The following is a 15,009-nucleotide window of genomic DNA, read 5'->3' on the forward strand; positions in this document are numbered from 1 at the left end:
TTCAACAAGAAATGGTGAATATAAAACAGTTTCAAACCGCCTGAAAGTTGATGATCCGGATCGCGAAGAAAACTAAACGAAGAAACTAAAACGACCGTTCCCCGGTGAATACCGAAAAACGGTCGCAGCTTCGTAAAAGGTTTTTCGATTCAGATGAAAAGTCCGCCTAAGCGGTCATCGGCTGGAGGCGGGCAGCCCAGTTGTCTTGCCATGAATACGATTTGGCCTTTGTGATGAAATTCGTGAGTCTCCGTATGAGTTAACAGCAGCAAAGGAGTAGGAGCCTTCGGGTAACCCCGCCAGCTCTCGTCCTGCTTGATCGGTTCATTCCAGCGATCGCGATATTCACTTATGAACCGCTGCACGAGTTCATCCGCTTCCGTAAATCGTTCACGGACGTACTTCACATCGGCCTGTTCAATTTCTTTTATGGAAATATCCCTATGCTCGTTTCTCTTCATAAACGCGAAAGATCCCAACCACCACCGATAGCAGTCAACGACATGAAGATGGGTTCGAATGATCGTTCCACGCCCAAATTCGGGAGCGGGTTGATGCAAGATTTGAGGAGGCAGCTCTTCCAAGAACGCAAACATGTTTTGTCTAACGGATCGGATCCAATCGTATTGTTGCTGCAGCATTTCGAGCAACGCAATCACCTCTAGGATTTCAAATGATACTTATCGTCTTGCCATTTCAATTTCTCAGTGATCGTCAATACGTTGCCGTCGGGATCGATGATCGTAAAATAGAGCGTATTGCCGCGCAGCTCGATCCGGTCCACCACCGCGCCATCGTCAATCAAAGTCTGGTACGAGCAGAATATCGCATAGGGGTCCGCACGGCGAAAACCTTCGACCAGCGCTTCGAACACCTCGATACTGAGTCCGCCACGCGGAGCTACGAGTACGGAATCATCCCAATATTCGGGATGGCTTTCAACGGTCTTTTTCAGCCTCGTCCTCGCCCGCCTTAGAGCCGCCTTCACCGAACCCTCGGATTGTCCGAACAGCCTTCCCGTTTCCTTCGCGGTAAAGTGAAATACGTCGATCAGCAAAATCAGAACGACCTGTTTGGGTTCGAGCCGATCGGACAGCAGTTCGAGCGCCTCACGGACATCCCACTTACTCCATTCATCATAGGAACCGATTAAATGCTCTTCGAGTGGTCCGACCTGCGGCTCCCATTTGCGGCTGCGGCATATATCCACCCAAGCGTTGGCAGCAATTCGAAACAAAAATGGCTTCGTTATTTCTCTATTCGGGAACCGAGTATGCCAACGATAAGCTTTAATAAGCGACTCTTGGAGCAAATCGTCCGCATCCCACGCCGAACCGGCCTTAGCCAGACAATATCGTTTCAGATCGCTTTGCAGCGGAAGCGTCATCTTAGCAAATGTCTCATATCCTGCGTCTGTTAAGTGATCTTCCTGCGTCACTATTGCTGCTTCCTTATATTATTCTTGTGAGTAAAATACGGCGTTTGTCCCGTTTCTTCCACAATATCCACGGGATTTCCGTCCAGATCGAATGCTTTGAAAAACCTGTACCCATCCTCTTCGTGGATTTCGCTTAATTCCGCTCCTTTCGCCTTAAGCTGGCTATACGAATGGTTAATATCATACGAAGTGAAATTGAAGTAAGGCATCATTTCTTTACCGGTATCAAATTGGACAGGCTGCGGTTTCTCCACTTTCCATAACAAAACCAAGGTTTGGCCGTTAGGGAAGGCGAGCCCGACCCGATCATCAGTCTTTTCAATCGTCTCCAAATCGAACATTCGAACGTACCATTCCTCTGAACGTGTAATGTCGGTCACCGGAATAAAAATGCCGGATACATAAGCGATGATTTTTTCCATAGATGAGCACTCTCCTTTAACCTGATTTTCAATCTATTAACGATAAATATCCATAATAAGATACGGGGTAGTAAAGAGTTTTTTTAAATCTTAGCCCGGCCTATGGATCACGCCTGCTGCCGGAGAACGCCAAAGAGGGCTGCAACAGGTCGCTCACCAGCAACTTGTCACAGCCCACAATTCAGCGCTAGATGCGGTCTCCCCGAGATTACTCTTCCCCTGTCGCAATCGGATTTTCGCTGTACGAAATCCAGTCGCTCCAGCTGCCGGCGTACAGCCGGACATCCGGGTATCCAAGCTCGGTCAAGGCAAGGACATTCGGGCAGGCCGATACGCCTGAACCGCAGTAGACGATAATTTCATGGTCCTTCGGCACGTCCTTATAGTACTCTTTGAGCTCATCGAGGGATTTCCATTCCCCGTTGTCCTGCAGGACGCCCTTCCAAAACTTGTTCTTGGCGCCGGGAATATGGCCAGCGGTATGGTCGATCGTCTCGTTCAGACCCAGGTAGCGGGAGGATTCACGCGAATCCAGGATGACGATCAATGGGTCCTTCATCGCCTGGCGGACGTCTTCCAGGTTTACGAGCATTTCAGGATGCACATCAGCCGTAAAGGTGGTAGGGACCCGAACCGGCTGGTCCTTGCTGACGGGGTAACCTGCATCCTTCCATGCGCTGAAGCCTTCGTTCATGACGAATACCGTCTCATGACCCATGTAGCTCAGCAGCCACCACAGACGTGAAGCGTACAGTCCGCCTTGATCGTCATAAGCGATGACCCGGGTTTCCCGGTTGATGCCGACTTTCCCCAGCTTTGCGGCAAGCTGGCCGGTATCAGGCAGGGGATGCCGCCCGCCATGCTCACTGACAGAGGAAGACAAATCCTTCTCCAAGTCAAGGAATACCGCTCCCGGAATATGGCTCTCCTCATAGGAAATCCTTCCGGCATCGGGCTGTCCCAACATGAAACGGCAGTCGACGATCGTCACGTCGGGCTCGTACATCCGGGCAAGCACCCAAGCTTTATTCACTAGTACGCTCAATAAAAACACCGCCTTAATTCAATGATAATATCTTGAATGGAATATTGTTCTATTATACCAGCGGGGCGGGGGGTTGTCTCTCCAATCGGTTTCTTCGGCAAGGTCAAGTGTGTTATGATAAACGCGCTGCGGACAAGCCCCCGCAAAATAAAAAAACGGCCGGGTCGCCCCACAAGGGGAGATATCCAGCCGTCATCATTAGAGCCTGAAATGTGGGCAATCCTCATTTATGGTAAACGATTCTCACATGGAGATGGGTGTAAATCTCTTCCGTATAATGGTCATTCGGACAGCTCTTGATGACGCGCAGGTGATCCTTGCTCGAAACCAAGGGCTCGGAGCATGAAGGGCAGCGGTCTACAAACAAGCTTTTTAATTTCGCAAACAAGCTTATTCACCATCCTATTCCCATTGATTTACTTGGGTTTATTATAAACGTTAATGTTTCATTCGTATAGTGTTAATTTTGAGTTTTTTGCTGCGAACTATTCAGTCATCCAGAGGTGTGTAGTAGATGGATTTAGCAGGACATATCGTTATGTTTTTCATCGGACTGGCAGGTTCCTTTTTTTCAGGTCTGCTGGGCATCGGCGGAGCCATTATCAATTATCCGCTGCTGCTCTATGTGCCGGGACTCTTTGGCGTAGAGACGTTCAGTCCGCGGCAGGTTTCCTCGATCAGCATGATCCAGGTATTTTTCTCTTCCCTGGCGGGCATGCTGGCTTTTCTCAGACAGAGCAAAAAAGAAAAGCCGCTGATGCACAAAGGGCTGATCATGAATATGGGGGCGAGTATTCTAATCGGCAGCTTGGCAGGCAGCCTGGGCTCGGCTTATCTGCCCAGCGCAAGCATCAATATTATTTACGGGGTGCTGGCCGTGATTGCAGCCGTCTTGATGATGATTCCCGGCCGTGGCACCCAGGAGGAAGTGCAGCTGGCATCGGTGCAGTATAACCCTTGGATATCCGCGGTTTCCGCCTTGATGGTGGGCGTTGTCTCCGGGATTGTCGGTGCCGGAGGTTCCTTTATTCTGATTCCGATCATGCTGACGATGCTGCGGATTCCGGTGCGGGTGACGGTGGCTTCCTCGCTGGCGATTGTGTTTATCTCGGCCATCGGCGGCGTGTCCGGGAAAATCGCCGGCGGGCATATCCCGCTGTGGCCCACCTTGTTTACCGTGCTCGGGAGTATCCTTGGCGCACCGGTGGGGACGATGGTCAGCCGACACCTCAACGTCAAATCGTTGAGAATCGCCCTTGCCGTCCTGATCGCAGCCACCGCCGTAAAAATTTGGTGGGGCATTATTACAGCAGGCATATAAGGTGAATCCTAAGCATGTATATTTCTGTGCCCGAGGTCAAAGATGAACAAACAGGAAGAGCATACCGAGAATAAGAAGGGTGTGAAGGCTTTGCATAGACTGCTTCGAATCAGCTTGGCATGCGTGATGTCGATCATGCTCGCAACCGGCTGTTCCTTAAATCACGGAGGAAATAACGCATCTGGACAAACGGGTGCAAATGGTCAACATGACGCAACGGGGCAAGAGGGTACCGCCGGAGGGAAGGGTGAGCCGAATTCTTCTGCAAATCAAGGCGGAGATACGTCCAATACTCCAGAGGGCACGTCAAATGGGGACGGAGGCAGCGGCCAGGATACGGGTCCAGACGGATCGCATCCGGGTGGCACAAATACAACAGCGGACGATCCGGTCCTTAAGCAGCTGAACCAGCTGACGACCGAAGAGAAAATCGGCCAGCTCGTACTCGTGGGTATGGACGGGACCGCCACAAGTGCAGAGACCCGCGAGCTCGTGCAGAAGTATTATGTCGGCGGATTTATTTTCTACAAAAATAATATCGACAGCACGAAGCAGGCACTGAGCCTGTTCAACGGCCTCAAAAAAGACAACCAGGACAATCCCGTGCCGCTGTGGATGAGCGTGGACGAGGAAGGGGGACGGGTGTCCCGGATGCCGGATAAATTCGTCGACATGCCGACAAACCTCGCCATTGGAAGGAAGAACAGCACGGAGTTATCCCATGGCATCGGGCAGATCCTCGGCCGGGAGCTGGCCGGATTCGGGCTGAACATGGATTTTGCGCCGGTGCTGGACGTCAACAGCAATCCGGACAATCCCGTGATTGGGGACCGCTCCTTCGGCAATGACGCCGAACGGGTTGCCCGGCTAGGCAAAGCTACGATGGAGGGAATCCGTGAGGAGCATGTGGTGCCGGTCGTGAAGCATTTCCCGGGGCATGGCGATACATCCGTGGACTCCCACATCGGTCTGCCTGTCGTGAACCATGACCTGGCGAGATTGCGGAAGCTCGAGCTCGTGCCGTTCCAGGCTGCGGTGAAAGACCAGGCGGATGTCGTCATGATCGCGCATCTGCTGATGCCGAAGCTGGATCCGGACCACCCGGCCTCCTTCTCCAAAGCCGTCATTACGGACCTGCTCCGCAATGAGCTTGGATTCAAAGGGGTCGTCATCTCGGACGACATGACGATGGGGGCGATCGATAAAAATTACAGCATCGGCAAGGCATCGGTCGGGGCCATCCTTGCGGGCGGAAACATCATTCTCATCGGGCATGATTACGCCAAGGAGAAGGAGGCCATCCAGGCACTGACGGACGCGGTAAAAAACGGGACGATATCCGAAGAGGTGCTCAATGACCGGGTATACGCCATTCTTAAGCTGAAGAGGGCTTTTGGACTTACCGACAAACCGGTAAATGGGCCGGATGTGGACCGGATCAACAAGGACGCCCGCAGCTTGTTGGGCAAATACGGTTTGAAATAGAGTCAATCATCGCATGCTAGGAAAAGAAGAGGCTTGAGCAGCTGTGTCACGGGTCGAAGAATTGTTAAGACAATAGCACGGGGCTGGATGACAAGCTTGGCATATACTATTCTATCTCCAAGGAAAGGAATGAGAGATATGCCAACATTTGATAGCATCCAGGTGACAGGGAACGCTACCATAGGCCAGGACCTTCAAGTCAACGGCAATGAGACGATCATGCAAAATTTCAACGTGGTGGGGAACCAGACGATAACCGGGTCCTCCCAGATCAACGGCAACCAAACCATTGCCGGGTCCCAGCAGGTCAATGGCAGCCAGACGGTATCCGTTAATATCGGCGCCGGCAGTACGGTGAGCGCGGCATTCCGAGTGGTCGCGCAAGCCCAACCGACCGTGCCGATGGGTAGTCCCACCCTGCAGCAGGTCCATCTCTATGCGGGAGTCATGGCCAGCCAGCCCGGCCTTGTGCTCAAGGGCACGGACGGTAACAACTACGTGCTCTTCGTTGACGTTTCGAGCGGAACGCCTACGCTTGCGCTGATGCGTACGTAAAACTGACATATAAGCTGACCGGAGTGGATTTGGACCGGGTCCAAGTCGAAATGAAAAAGGCGCCGCCTCTGATGAGAGGGGCGCTTTTTTTTAAAATATCAGAAAGTATAAACACCAGAGCCAAGGCTTCCTGATATTACCTTTAAACGCGGTCTGTCTTCTTTGAAGGTACGTCGATCGATGTTTTTATTATGGTGCGGTATGTACGGACATTTCATCCGGCAGCCTCGCGGCGCGGCTGCTTCTTCCGGCCCAGCAGTCTGCCGACGTTGAGCTCAGACAGGGCTACGCCGAGCAGAACGAGACCGGCGCCTGCATATCCTTGGACGGACAACGTTTCGTTCATGAACAGCAGTCCGATGACGGCGGCCACGACCGGCTCCAGCGCAAAAATGAGGCCTGCTTGGGTTGCGGTCGTATACTGCTGGGCCATGGTCTGCAGGATAAAGCCAAGCGCGCTGCACACGAGGCTGAGCGCCAGCACCGCCACCCAGCCTGAGATGCTGCCGGGCAGGCGCGGGGTCTCCCACAGCACCGTGAAGACGAGCCCGAACACGCCGGCAAAGCCGAGCTGCCAAATGCCGATGCAGAGCGGATCCGGCGATTTTTTGGCTGCAAGGCCCGTCAGAATCATGTGGACGGCGAACAGCAAGGCCCCAAGGATGCACCACAGGTCTCCGAAGCCGATGCCGGACTGGGGCCGCAGCGTGAGCAGACCGATCCCGGTCATCGCCAGCAGGACGCCCAGGACGAGCCGCTTGCTTGGCATGCTTTTGCCGAATACGGCCGAGAGAACCGGCACGAAGATGACCGTCAGGCTCATCAAAAAGCCCGCATTGGATGTGGACGTTCCTTGAAGCCCAAGCATAATGGAGGCAAACACGCCGAACAGGATGAAGCCAAGAAGCGCGGCATGTTTCAATACAGAGACGTCCGTATTGCGGCGAAGCCGGCCTGCGAAGAGGCCGCCGGCGGCGATGAACGCCAGCCCGAACCGGAGGGCGATCAGATTGAAGGGCTGAACCGAATCCAGCCCCATTTTCATAAACAAATAGGAAGAGCCCCAAAAAAGGGTGACGATCATAATCACGACATTTGCTTTAAAAGGTTTCATGAAATAGGAGACCCTGCCTTTACACGATCAAACTTAAACAACAGCTTTCGCCTGATCCAGTATACGTGGTATCTTTAAATAAGAAAATTGAATGTTTTGAATGCGAAGTATGAATGAAATTAATGAAAAAGGGTGGCGAAGGTGAGCCTGTTTAAGTATGAAGTGTTTTATAAAGTGGTAGAGCTTGGCAGCCTGACAAGAGCTTCCGAGGCGCTCGGTTTGACCCAGTCCGGCGTAAGTCATGCCGTTCACAGTCTGGAAACGGAGTTCGGCTTCTCGATCCTTACGCGAAACCGTTCCGGCGTCCGTCTGACCGATAACGGGGAACGCGTGCTTGCATTCGTACGGGAGATGCTGCAGGTGCAGGAGCGGCTGAAGCAGGAAGTGGCGGCCATTAACGGGCTGGAAACCGGCACGATCCGGATCGGAACCTTTACCAGTATTTCGGTGCAGTGGCTCCCGGGGATTATCCGCGAGTTCCTGGCCAGCCATCCCCGGATCGAAGTGAACTTGTATGAAGGGGACTACCATGAGATCGAGGAATGGCTGCTCAGCGGCGAAATTGACTTCGGGTTTGTGTCGATGCCCACCCTCGATTCGTTTGAGGTCATCCCGTTAAAGCTGGACCGGATGCTGTGCATCCTTCCCCCGGGCCATCGCCTGGAAAAAGAGCCCTGCATACGGTATGGCGACATTGCCAACGAGCCCTTCATCATGCCGAAGGAAGGCAGCGATTACGACGTTCGGCGGGTACTGCGCAAAGGAAGGGTCAAACCGCCGGTCAAGTTCCGGGCAGCCGACGATTATGCGATCGTGGCCATGGTGGAGAACGGACTTGGCATCAGCATTTTACCGGAAATGATCCTGCGGGGAAGACGCAACGAGGTGGTAGCGCTGGAGCTGGAGGACGGAAGCTGCCGGTCGCTGGGGATCGCCCTGAACGCCACGAGGAACGTCTCTCCGGCCACGCGGAAAATGATCGATTGCGCCCGGAGCTGGCTCGCCGATGAAGCGCGGGCGGGAGGAGCGAAACCCGTAAGGGGAGAGTAACGTATACACGGGTGGACGCGCCTGAATTTGACAAGAACGATCCGGGCGGTATAACTATAGGAAATGGATCTGGACCATATCATTTAAAGGAAGCGGTGTTACGATGACGGAACATCAATCTGCAATCGGCGGGGCTTCGAAAGAAGCGGCCGCCCCCAAAGGAGACTGGAAGGCGTTCATCCGCCTCGTCATGCAGACGAGGCCGTCGAAATGGCTGCTCGCCGTGGCTTCAGTGCTGAGCGTCATTTCCACGCTGGTCAGCCTGATCGTCCCGTATTTTACGAAAAATCTGGTGGACAGCTTCTCTGTGGAGTCGATCCGTCCGGAGCAGATCGTGCTGCTGGTCGTGACGTTTGTCCTGCAGGCGATTGCCGGCGGCGTCTCGATCTACCTGCTGAACCGGCTGGGGCAGGAGGTGGTGGCCAAGCTCCGCGACAGGCTGTGGAAGAAGCTGCTGACGCTCACCATCCCCTACTATGACAATAACCGGACCGGAGATACCGTGAGCCGGATGACCAATGATACCGCGGTGCTGAAATCGCTCGTATCCGAGCATGTGACCGGTTTTTTTAACGGCATCATCTCCATGATCGGTTCGATCATCATCCTGCTGCTGATGGACTGGCAGATGACTCTGATCATGCTCGCCGCCATCCCGGTGGCTTCGGCGGTGCTGGTGCCGCTCGGCCGGACAATGCTGAACATTTCACGGAAAATGCAGGATGAAACCGCCTCATTCACAGCGGTGCTGAACCAGGTGCTGTCCGAGATCAGGCTGGTCAAAGCCTCGAATGCTGAAGACCGCGAAGAGCGGGTCGGGCGGAGTTCCATTGAGAGCCTGCTGTCGCTCGGCATCCGCGAAGGCAAAGTGCAGGCGTTCATCGGGCCGGTCATTTCGCTGGTCATGATGGGCCTGCTGGTCGTCATTATCGGATACGGCGGCATGCGCGTATCCAGCGGGGCGTTAACCGCCGGGGAGCTCGTGGCATTTATCCTGTACTTGTTCCAGATTGTCATGCCGGTGAACCAGATTACAGCTTTTTTCACGCAGCTGCAAAAATCCGTGGGGGCGACCGAACGCATCGTATCCATTTTGGAAGACGAGCAGGAGGACGTCCTGCAGGGCCGCTCGCTGACCGATGCGGCTCAGGCCATCGAAGCGGAAAACTTGACGTTTGCCTACAGCGGCGATGGCGAGGGCGTGCTGCATGGACTTAACTTCACGCTTGAACCCGGCAAGGTGACGGCAGTGGTCGGACCGAGCGGGGGCGGGAAAACGACGCTGTTTTCCCTGATCGAGCGCTTCTACAAGCCGACCGGAGGCACCATCCGTATCGGCGGGGAAGACATTGAATCCTTCTCGCTGCATTCTTGGCGCAGCCGGATCGGATATGTACCGCAGGAGAGCCCGATCATTTCCGGTACGATCCGCGACAATATTTGTTACGGGCTGGACCGGAAAGTGACGGACGCGGAAGTGGAACGGGCGGCGCATATGGCGTATGCCGATATTTTTATTCATGAGCTGCCGGAAGGATATGACACGGAAGTCGGTGAACGCGGGGTGAAGCTGTCCGGCGGCCAGCGCCAGCGGATTTCGATCGCCCGGGCGCTGCTGCGGAACCCGCAAATTTTGATGATGGACGAGGCGACTTCGAGTCTCGACAGCAAGTCGGAGGTGTTCGTCCAAAAGGCGCTCGACAACTTGATGAAGGGCCGGACGACGCTGGTTATCGCCCACCGGCTGTCGACCGTCGTTGATGCGGATCAGATCCTGTTCATCGAGAAGGGCCGCATTACAGGTAGCGGGACGCACCAGGAGCTGTTCGAATCGCATGCCATGTACCGCGAGTTTGCCATGCAACAGCTGCGCATCGGCGAAGACGCTCAGGCAGGGGAACTGCCTGAGCCGGCATCCGAGCCCGCCCTGAATCTTCCGCCATCGGCGGAAAGGAAATGAGGTATTGTTTTGTTTCGTATATTCATTATCGAAGATGACGCCAAAATCTCCTCCATGCTGAAGGCGCATGTGGAGAAATATGGGTATGAGGCGGCGGTGCTGGAGGATTTCGACCGGGTGATGGAACGGTTTGAATCTTTCCAGCCGCATCTCGTTCTGCTGGACGTCAATCTTCCGAAGTTTGACGGCTTTTATTGGTGCCGGCAGATCCGGCATGTGTCCACATGCCCGGTGCTGTTCATTTCGGCGCGCGACAGTGAAATGGACCAGGTGATGGCGCTGGAGAACGGGGCGGACGATTATATAACGAAGCCTTTTGCTTATGAAGTAGTGATGGCCAAAATCCGCAGCAGCCTTCGCCGTGCCTACGGCTCTTACTCCGGCAGGCAGGAGGAGCGCAAAGTAGAGGAGCCGGGCGGACTGACGCTGTATCCGGAACGGTTTATTCTGTCATCGGCCGGCGCCAGTGTGGAGCTGACACAGAAGGAATCGATGCTTATTGAAGCGCTGATGAACCGGGCCGGCCGTGTCGTCAGCCGCAACCGCCTGCTGGACCTGCTGTGGGAAGATCATCACTTTGTCGATGACAACACGCTGAACGTCTATATGACCCGGCTGCGCAAGAAGCTGAAAGAGCTGGACATGGAGGAGCGGATCGAAACGGTACGCGGAGCCGGCTATGTGCTCCGTACCATGGGAGAGGAGACGCCGTGAGGCTGTTTTTGAAAGAGCACATCCCGCTTCTGATCGTATACCTCGTGCAGATCATCTTGGTCGGAACGCTGTTTTGGCTGGGATCGGATACGCATTCCGTTTCTATCTCCCTGTACAGCGCCGTCCTGATTACGGTTCTATTATTCGTTTATTTAACCTACAGGTATTTGAGCCACCGCCGCTTATACCAGCGGTTGTCGGAGCCGGCCGGGACGCTGGACCAGTCCCAGAACGAAATCGGGGAGACCCCACTGGCCGATGCGCTGCATGAGCTGCTGGAGAATCAATTTCAGCTGTATCAGAATGAGCTCTATGATACGAGGCAGCGGCTTGCGCTTCACACCGCTTTTATCAACCGGTGGGTGCATCAAATGAAGACGCCGCTCTCGGTCATCCAGCTGACGCTGCAGGATATGGATTTGGACGACGAGGTGGAGGGCAGCCTTCAGGAGGAGCTGGACAAGCTGCGCAAGGGATTGGAGATGGCACTGTATACATCCCGGCTGGACCGGTTTGAGCATGACTTTCGGGTCGATGCCATTCCGCTCCGGTCCGCCGTCCAGGAGGCTGTGGCCGACAACCGGCGCTGGTTCATCCGCAATCGTCTTGTTCCGGACATCCGGATCGATGGGGAGCTGGCCGTCTACTCGGACGCCAAGTGGCTTCATTTCATGCTGGGTCAAGTGATCACGAATGCTGTCATGTATTCGGCCGGCCGCGGTGAGCGAGTAGTGTTTGCGGCCAGCCGCCGCGAAGCCGAAACGGTGCTGGAAATCACGGATCAAGGCGTGGGCATCCGGCCCGAGGATTTGGGGCGGGTATTTGAGCCTTATTACACGGGAAGTACGGGCCGGAACTACCACGAATCGACGGGGATGGGTCTGTATCTGGTCCGCGAGGTGTGCAGCCGGCTCGGTCACCGCGTAGAAATCGATTCGGCTCCCGAACAGGGGACGACGGTAAGGTTCGTTTTTGATGCGCGGCCGTTACGGCCATCTGTCTAACAATTGCAGAGGGAGAGAGGGCGCTTTGATGAAATGTCATGGCGTCCTTTTTTGCGGCGAGGGACCCGAACATATCCTTACGAAGGTTTAAGATTGGCGTAAGACGAATCCATAGTTTCGGCTGCGGGTTATGCTTTACAGTAGAGGTATCACAGAAGACAGACAAGAAAGGAGCATTCCTGTGACGGATATTTTGAAAGTGACCGGCTTGAGCAAAGTCTATCCGGGCAAAGTAACCACCCGCGCATTAACGAATATTCAGCTGACGATCAAGCAAGGCGAATTTGTCGGCATTATGGGGCCCTCGGGAAGCGGCAAAACGACGCTGCTGAACATGGTCTCCACGATCGATGCGCCAAGCTCCGGGGAGGTGCTGATCAACGGGCAGAATCCCCACAAGCTGAAAAAAAAGGAACTGGCGGGATTCCGCCGGCGCCAGCTGGGCTTTGTTTTTCAGGACTTCAACCTGCTGGATACCCTTACCGTGGCCGAAAATATCGTGCTTCCGCTGACGCTGGACCGGGTGAAGCTGCCGGATATTGAAGCGAGGCTAACGCGGATTGCAGACAAGCTTGGCATTACCGATATTTTAAACAAACGCACCTATGAGATTTCCGGCGGACAGCGGCAGCGTGCCGCCATCGCACGGGCGATCATCCCTTCGCCGTCCCTGCTGCTTGCCGATGAGCCGACCGGGGCGCTGGATTCCGCATCCTCCCGCAACGTGATGGAGACGATGGAGAAGCTGAACGTCGCCGACCGCGTGACGATGATGCTGGTAACGCATGACCCACAGGCCGCAAGCTACTGCCACCGGGTGGTTTTCATCAAGGACGGCGAGCTGTCGGGAGAAATTCACCGGGGAGAGAGCCGGCAGGCCTTTTTCCAAAAGATCATCGAGATGCTGTCTTTCCTGGGAGGTAACGCACATGAGCTTTCCTCAATTCGCGTTTAACAACGTGAAGCGCAACGCCAGGGCTTATTTCGCTTACTACCTCAGCAGCAGCTTTATGGTGATGGTGTTTTTTACGTATGCTTTGTTTATTTTCCATCCGGACATCAACAAGACCGAGCTCGGACACACGACGATGCTGGTCATGCTGATTATGGAGTACATCATTTACATTTTTTCATTTCTGTTTGTGCTCTACTCGATCGGGGCTTTTCTGAAGGCAAGAAACAAGGAATTCGGCATCCTGACGATTCTGGGGGCGGAGCAGGGACAGATCAGCCGGCTGGTCTTCATCGAAAATATGATCATCGGCGCATCGTCCATCGTGACCGGGATCGGCAGCGGCCTCATTCTGTCCAAGCTGTTTCTGCTGCTGAGCGCAAAGGTAGTGGGCATGGAGAAGCTGGGGCTGTACCTTCCGGTCAAAGCGGTGCTGCTGACAGTGGCCGCGTTCGCCCTGCTGTTCATCGCTATTTCGGCGTTTACGCTGATCCTGATCCGCCGCAATCACGTCCTGCATCTGCTGCAGGGGTCGAATCGTCCGAAAACCGAGCCGAAGGCGTCCATCCTGATTTCCTTATTCGGGATCGCCCTTCTGGCCGCCGGCTATATGTCGCTCCGGGTGAATCTCGTTCTCGCCGCCGTAACCGGGATTGCGGGGACGTATTTCTTTTTCACGCAAATTACCGTGCTCGTCATGCGTCTCTTGAAGCGCAGCCGCAGGTGGGTGTGGAAGGGGACAAACCTGATCTGGATTTCGGAAATGGCCTATAAAATGAAAGATAATGCGAGAGTGCTGTTCATGGTGACGGTCGTCACAGCTATTTCCTGTATGAGTGTCGCGTTCGTCATGTCCATCAACGAGACGAATAAAGATAATTACAGGGCGAATCCCTATGCTATCCGGCTTTCGGTGTATGACGACACTAGCGTGAAGGGTGATTTGGCGCTGATCGACCAATCGCTGAGCAGTCAAGGCATCAACTATCAGACAATTCGCTCGGAGCAATATTTTTCCGTGGTGGGAGAAAGAACCTCCTCGGTCTCCGTGATGCCGCGGTCCATGTACAACCGGCTGGCAGAAGCCGTCGGCGCACCGAAGGTCGGCGAACTGCATCTGCATCAGGCGGTGCATGTCATCCCTGCCACTGAGGTTACACGAGAGCGTCCGGACTGGTACGACCTCAGGAAGATTACGCTGCGGGATACGAAAGCCGAGCTGGACATCACCGGCACGATCAAGCCTGAAGTGAACGTGTCGCCCACCGTCTCGGATATGCTGATCGTTTCGGATGAGGAATTTCAGGCGCACAAGAAGCTTTTGTCCTCTGAACCGGAGCCATACCGGATCCAGGGCAGCGTCGTCTATTTGATTCCCGAATGGTCGACAGGCACCATTCCTGCGGAGGGAGATCCAGAAATCAGCATTGGCATGAAGCTGAAGCAGGAGGGGATCGACAGGGAATTGAGCGGCCAATCCGAAAACATCATCAGCGCCCGGGGCGGTGATTACTACTCGCTGAGGCAGTCCTTCGCGATGATGAGCTTTGCCGGTATTTTCATTACAGCGGTTCTGTCCATTTCCTCCGCGAGCTTCCTGTATTTCAAACTCCACCATGAGTTGACGCAGGATCAACGGATGTACCAGTCGATGTCCAAAATCGGCTTGAAAATCCAGGAAATGAGCCGTGCCGCAACGCTGCAGATCGCCGCCCTGTTCTTCGTTCCGATCGTGGTGTCGGTCATACAGACACTCGTCGTGCTGAATGCCGTCCGTAAGGACTTCGGGGTCGGGGAAGTGAATTCGTCCGTTCTGATCGCTTCGATCGCTTTTGTTATCGTCCAGATGGTGTACTTTCTGATCGTACGCTCGCGTTACGTTCACAAGCTCAAGCGTGTGATGGTGTAAAATTAAGAAAACCGTCTCCGTTCCGGTACATCCGGTGTGG

At 54.4% G+C, this 15,009-nt stretch carries 14 protein-coding genes; 9 read left to right on the plus strand and 5 right to left on the minus strand.

Features of this window, described 5'->3' with window-relative positions:
* Positions 1-149: 149 nt before the first annotated feature.
* From ABIE48_RS10765 to ABIE48_RS10780, 4 genes are all read right to left on the minus strand, one after another.
* Positions 150-650, minus strand: a complete 501-nt coding sequence (locus ABIE48_RS10765; protein WP_192715316.1) for a DinB family protein — start codon at positions 648-650, stop codon at positions 150-152.
* 11 nt (positions 651-661) lie between these two features.
* The gene (locus ABIE48_RS10770) at positions 662-1,438 is read right to left on the minus strand and encodes an RNA polymerase sigma factor (protein ID WP_186325882.1); all 777 of its coding nucleotides are present in this window, start codon (positions 1,436-1,438) and stop codon (positions 662-664) included.
* Positions 1,438-1,860 (minus strand): VOC family protein, encoded by a 423-nt coding sequence (locus tag ABIE48_RS10775; RefSeq protein WP_145021188.1) that lies wholly within the window; start codon positions 1,858-1,860, stop codon positions 1,438-1,440. Before ABIE48_RS10775 ends, ABIE48_RS10770 begins: the two co-directional genes overlap by 1 nt.
* A gap of 208 nt (positions 1,861-2,068) precedes the next feature.
* The gene (locus tag ABIE48_RS10780) at positions 2,069-2,905 is read right to left on the minus strand and encodes a sulfurtransferase (protein ID WP_145021185.1); all 837 of its coding nucleotides are present in this window, start codon (positions 2,903-2,905) and stop codon (positions 2,069-2,071) included.
* 514 nt (positions 2,906-3,419) lie between these two features.
* Here ABIE48_RS10780 and ABIE48_RS10785 point away from each other — a divergent pair.
* The 3 genes from ABIE48_RS10785 to ABIE48_RS10795 all read left to right on the plus strand — a co-directional run bounded on the left by ABIE48_RS10785 (position 3,420) and on the right by ABIE48_RS10795 (position 6,266).
* A complete protein-coding gene (locus ABIE48_RS10785; protein WP_076167444.1) occupies positions 3,420-4,226 on the plus strand; it encodes a sulfite exporter TauE/SafE family protein in 807 nt (268 codons plus the stop codon).
* Between the two features lie 42 nt (positions 4,227-4,268).
* Complete coding sequence (gene nagZ / locus ABIE48_RS10790) at positions 4,269-5,711, plus strand: beta-N-acetylhexosaminidase (RefSeq protein WP_354518851.1); 1,443 nt, start codon at positions 4,269-4,271, stop codon at positions 5,709-5,711.
* A gap of 138 nt (positions 5,712-5,849) precedes the next feature.
* Positions 5,850-6,266: a hypothetical protein gene (locus tag ABIE48_RS10795; RefSeq protein ID WP_145021183.1), complete on the plus strand. Its 417-nt coding sequence runs from the start codon at positions 5,850-5,852 to the stop codon at positions 6,264-6,266.
* A gap of 214 nt (positions 6,267-6,480) precedes the next feature.
* Here ABIE48_RS10795 and ABIE48_RS10800 read toward each other — a convergent pair whose 3' ends face one another.
* A complete protein-coding gene (locus tag ABIE48_RS10800; RefSeq protein WP_192714588.1) occupies positions 6,481-7,380 on the minus strand; it encodes a DMT family transporter in 900 nt (299 codons plus the stop codon).
* A gap of 141 nt (positions 7,381-7,521) precedes the next feature.
* Here ABIE48_RS10800 and ABIE48_RS10805 point away from each other — a divergent pair, with 141 nt between their 5' ends.
* The 6 genes from ABIE48_RS10805 (at position 7,522) to ABIE48_RS10830 (ending at position 14,969) form a co-directional block, all read left to right on the plus strand.
* On the plus strand, positions 7,522-8,430 hold the full coding sequence (locus ABIE48_RS10805) for a LysR family transcriptional regulator (RefSeq protein WP_192714587.1): 909 nt from the start codon (positions 7,522-7,524) through the stop codon (positions 8,428-8,430).
* 103 nt (positions 8,431-8,533) lie between these two features.
* Positions 8,534-10,390 carry an ABC transporter ATP-binding protein gene (locus ABIE48_RS10810; RefSeq protein ID WP_192714586.1) on the plus strand — a complete coding sequence of 619 codons (1,857 nt, stop codon included), beginning with the start codon at positions 8,534-8,536 and terminating at the stop codon, positions 10,388-10,390.
* A gap of 9 nt (positions 10,391-10,399) precedes the next feature.
* Positions 10,400-11,104, plus strand: a complete 705-nt coding sequence (locus ABIE48_RS10815) for a response regulator transcription factor (protein WP_089546733.1) — start codon at positions 10,400-10,402, stop codon at positions 11,102-11,104.
* The gene (locus tag ABIE48_RS10820) at positions 11,101-12,108 is read left to right on the plus strand and encodes a sensor histidine kinase (RefSeq protein ID WP_145021171.1); all 1,008 of its coding nucleotides are present in this window, start codon (positions 11,101-11,103) and stop codon (positions 12,106-12,108) included. Before ABIE48_RS10815 ends, ABIE48_RS10820 begins: the two co-directional genes overlap by 4 nt.
* Positions 12,109-12,289: 181 nt before the next feature.
* On the plus strand, positions 12,290-13,063 hold the full coding sequence (locus ABIE48_RS10825) for an ABC transporter ATP-binding protein (RefSeq protein WP_374954648.1): 774 nt from the start codon (positions 12,290-12,292) through the stop codon (positions 13,061-13,063).
* Entirely contained in the window at positions 13,038-14,969 is a 1,932-nt protein-coding gene (locus tag ABIE48_RS10830; protein ID WP_192714585.1) for an FtsX-like permease family protein, read from the plus strand. Before ABIE48_RS10825 ends, ABIE48_RS10830 begins: the two co-directional genes overlap by 26 nt.
* Positions 14,970-15,009: the final 40 nt, after the last annotated feature.

It is taken from the genome of Paenibacillus sp. OAE614, assembly GCF_040546645.1.
Taxonomy (GTDB): domain Bacteria; phylum Bacillota; class Bacilli; order Paenibacillales; family Paenibacillaceae; genus Paenibacillus_AQ; species Paenibacillus_AQ favisporus.

Excerpts from the sequence above, each read along its gene's own strand:
- ABIE48_RS10775 (WP_145021188.1), bottom strand. The coding sequence starts at position 1,860 with ATGGAAAAAATCATCGCTTATGTATCCGGCATTTTTATTCCGGTGACC.
- ABIE48_RS10785 (WP_076167444.1), top strand. The coding sequence starts at position 3,420 with ATGGATTTAGCAGGACATATCGTTATGTTTTTCATCGGACTGGCAGGT.
- nagZ (WP_354518851.1), top strand. The coding sequence starts at position 4,269 with ATGAACAAACAGGAAGAGCATACCGAGAATAAGAAGGGTGTGAAGGCT.
- ABIE48_RS10795 (WP_145021183.1), top strand. The coding sequence starts at position 5,850 with ATGCCAACATTTGATAGCATCCAGGTGACAGGGAACGCTACCATAGGC.
- ABIE48_RS10800 (WP_192714588.1), bottom strand. The coding sequence starts at position 7,380 with ATGAAACCTTTTAAAGCAAATGTCGTGATTATGATCGTCACCCTTTTT.
- ABIE48_RS10810 (WP_192714586.1), top strand. The coding sequence starts at position 8,534 with ATGACGGAACATCAATCTGCAATCGGCGGGGCTTCGAAAGAAGCGGCC.
- ABIE48_RS10830 (WP_192714585.1), top strand. The coding sequence starts at position 13,038 with ATGAGCTTTCCTCAATTCGCGTTTAACAACGTGAAGCGCAACGCCAGG.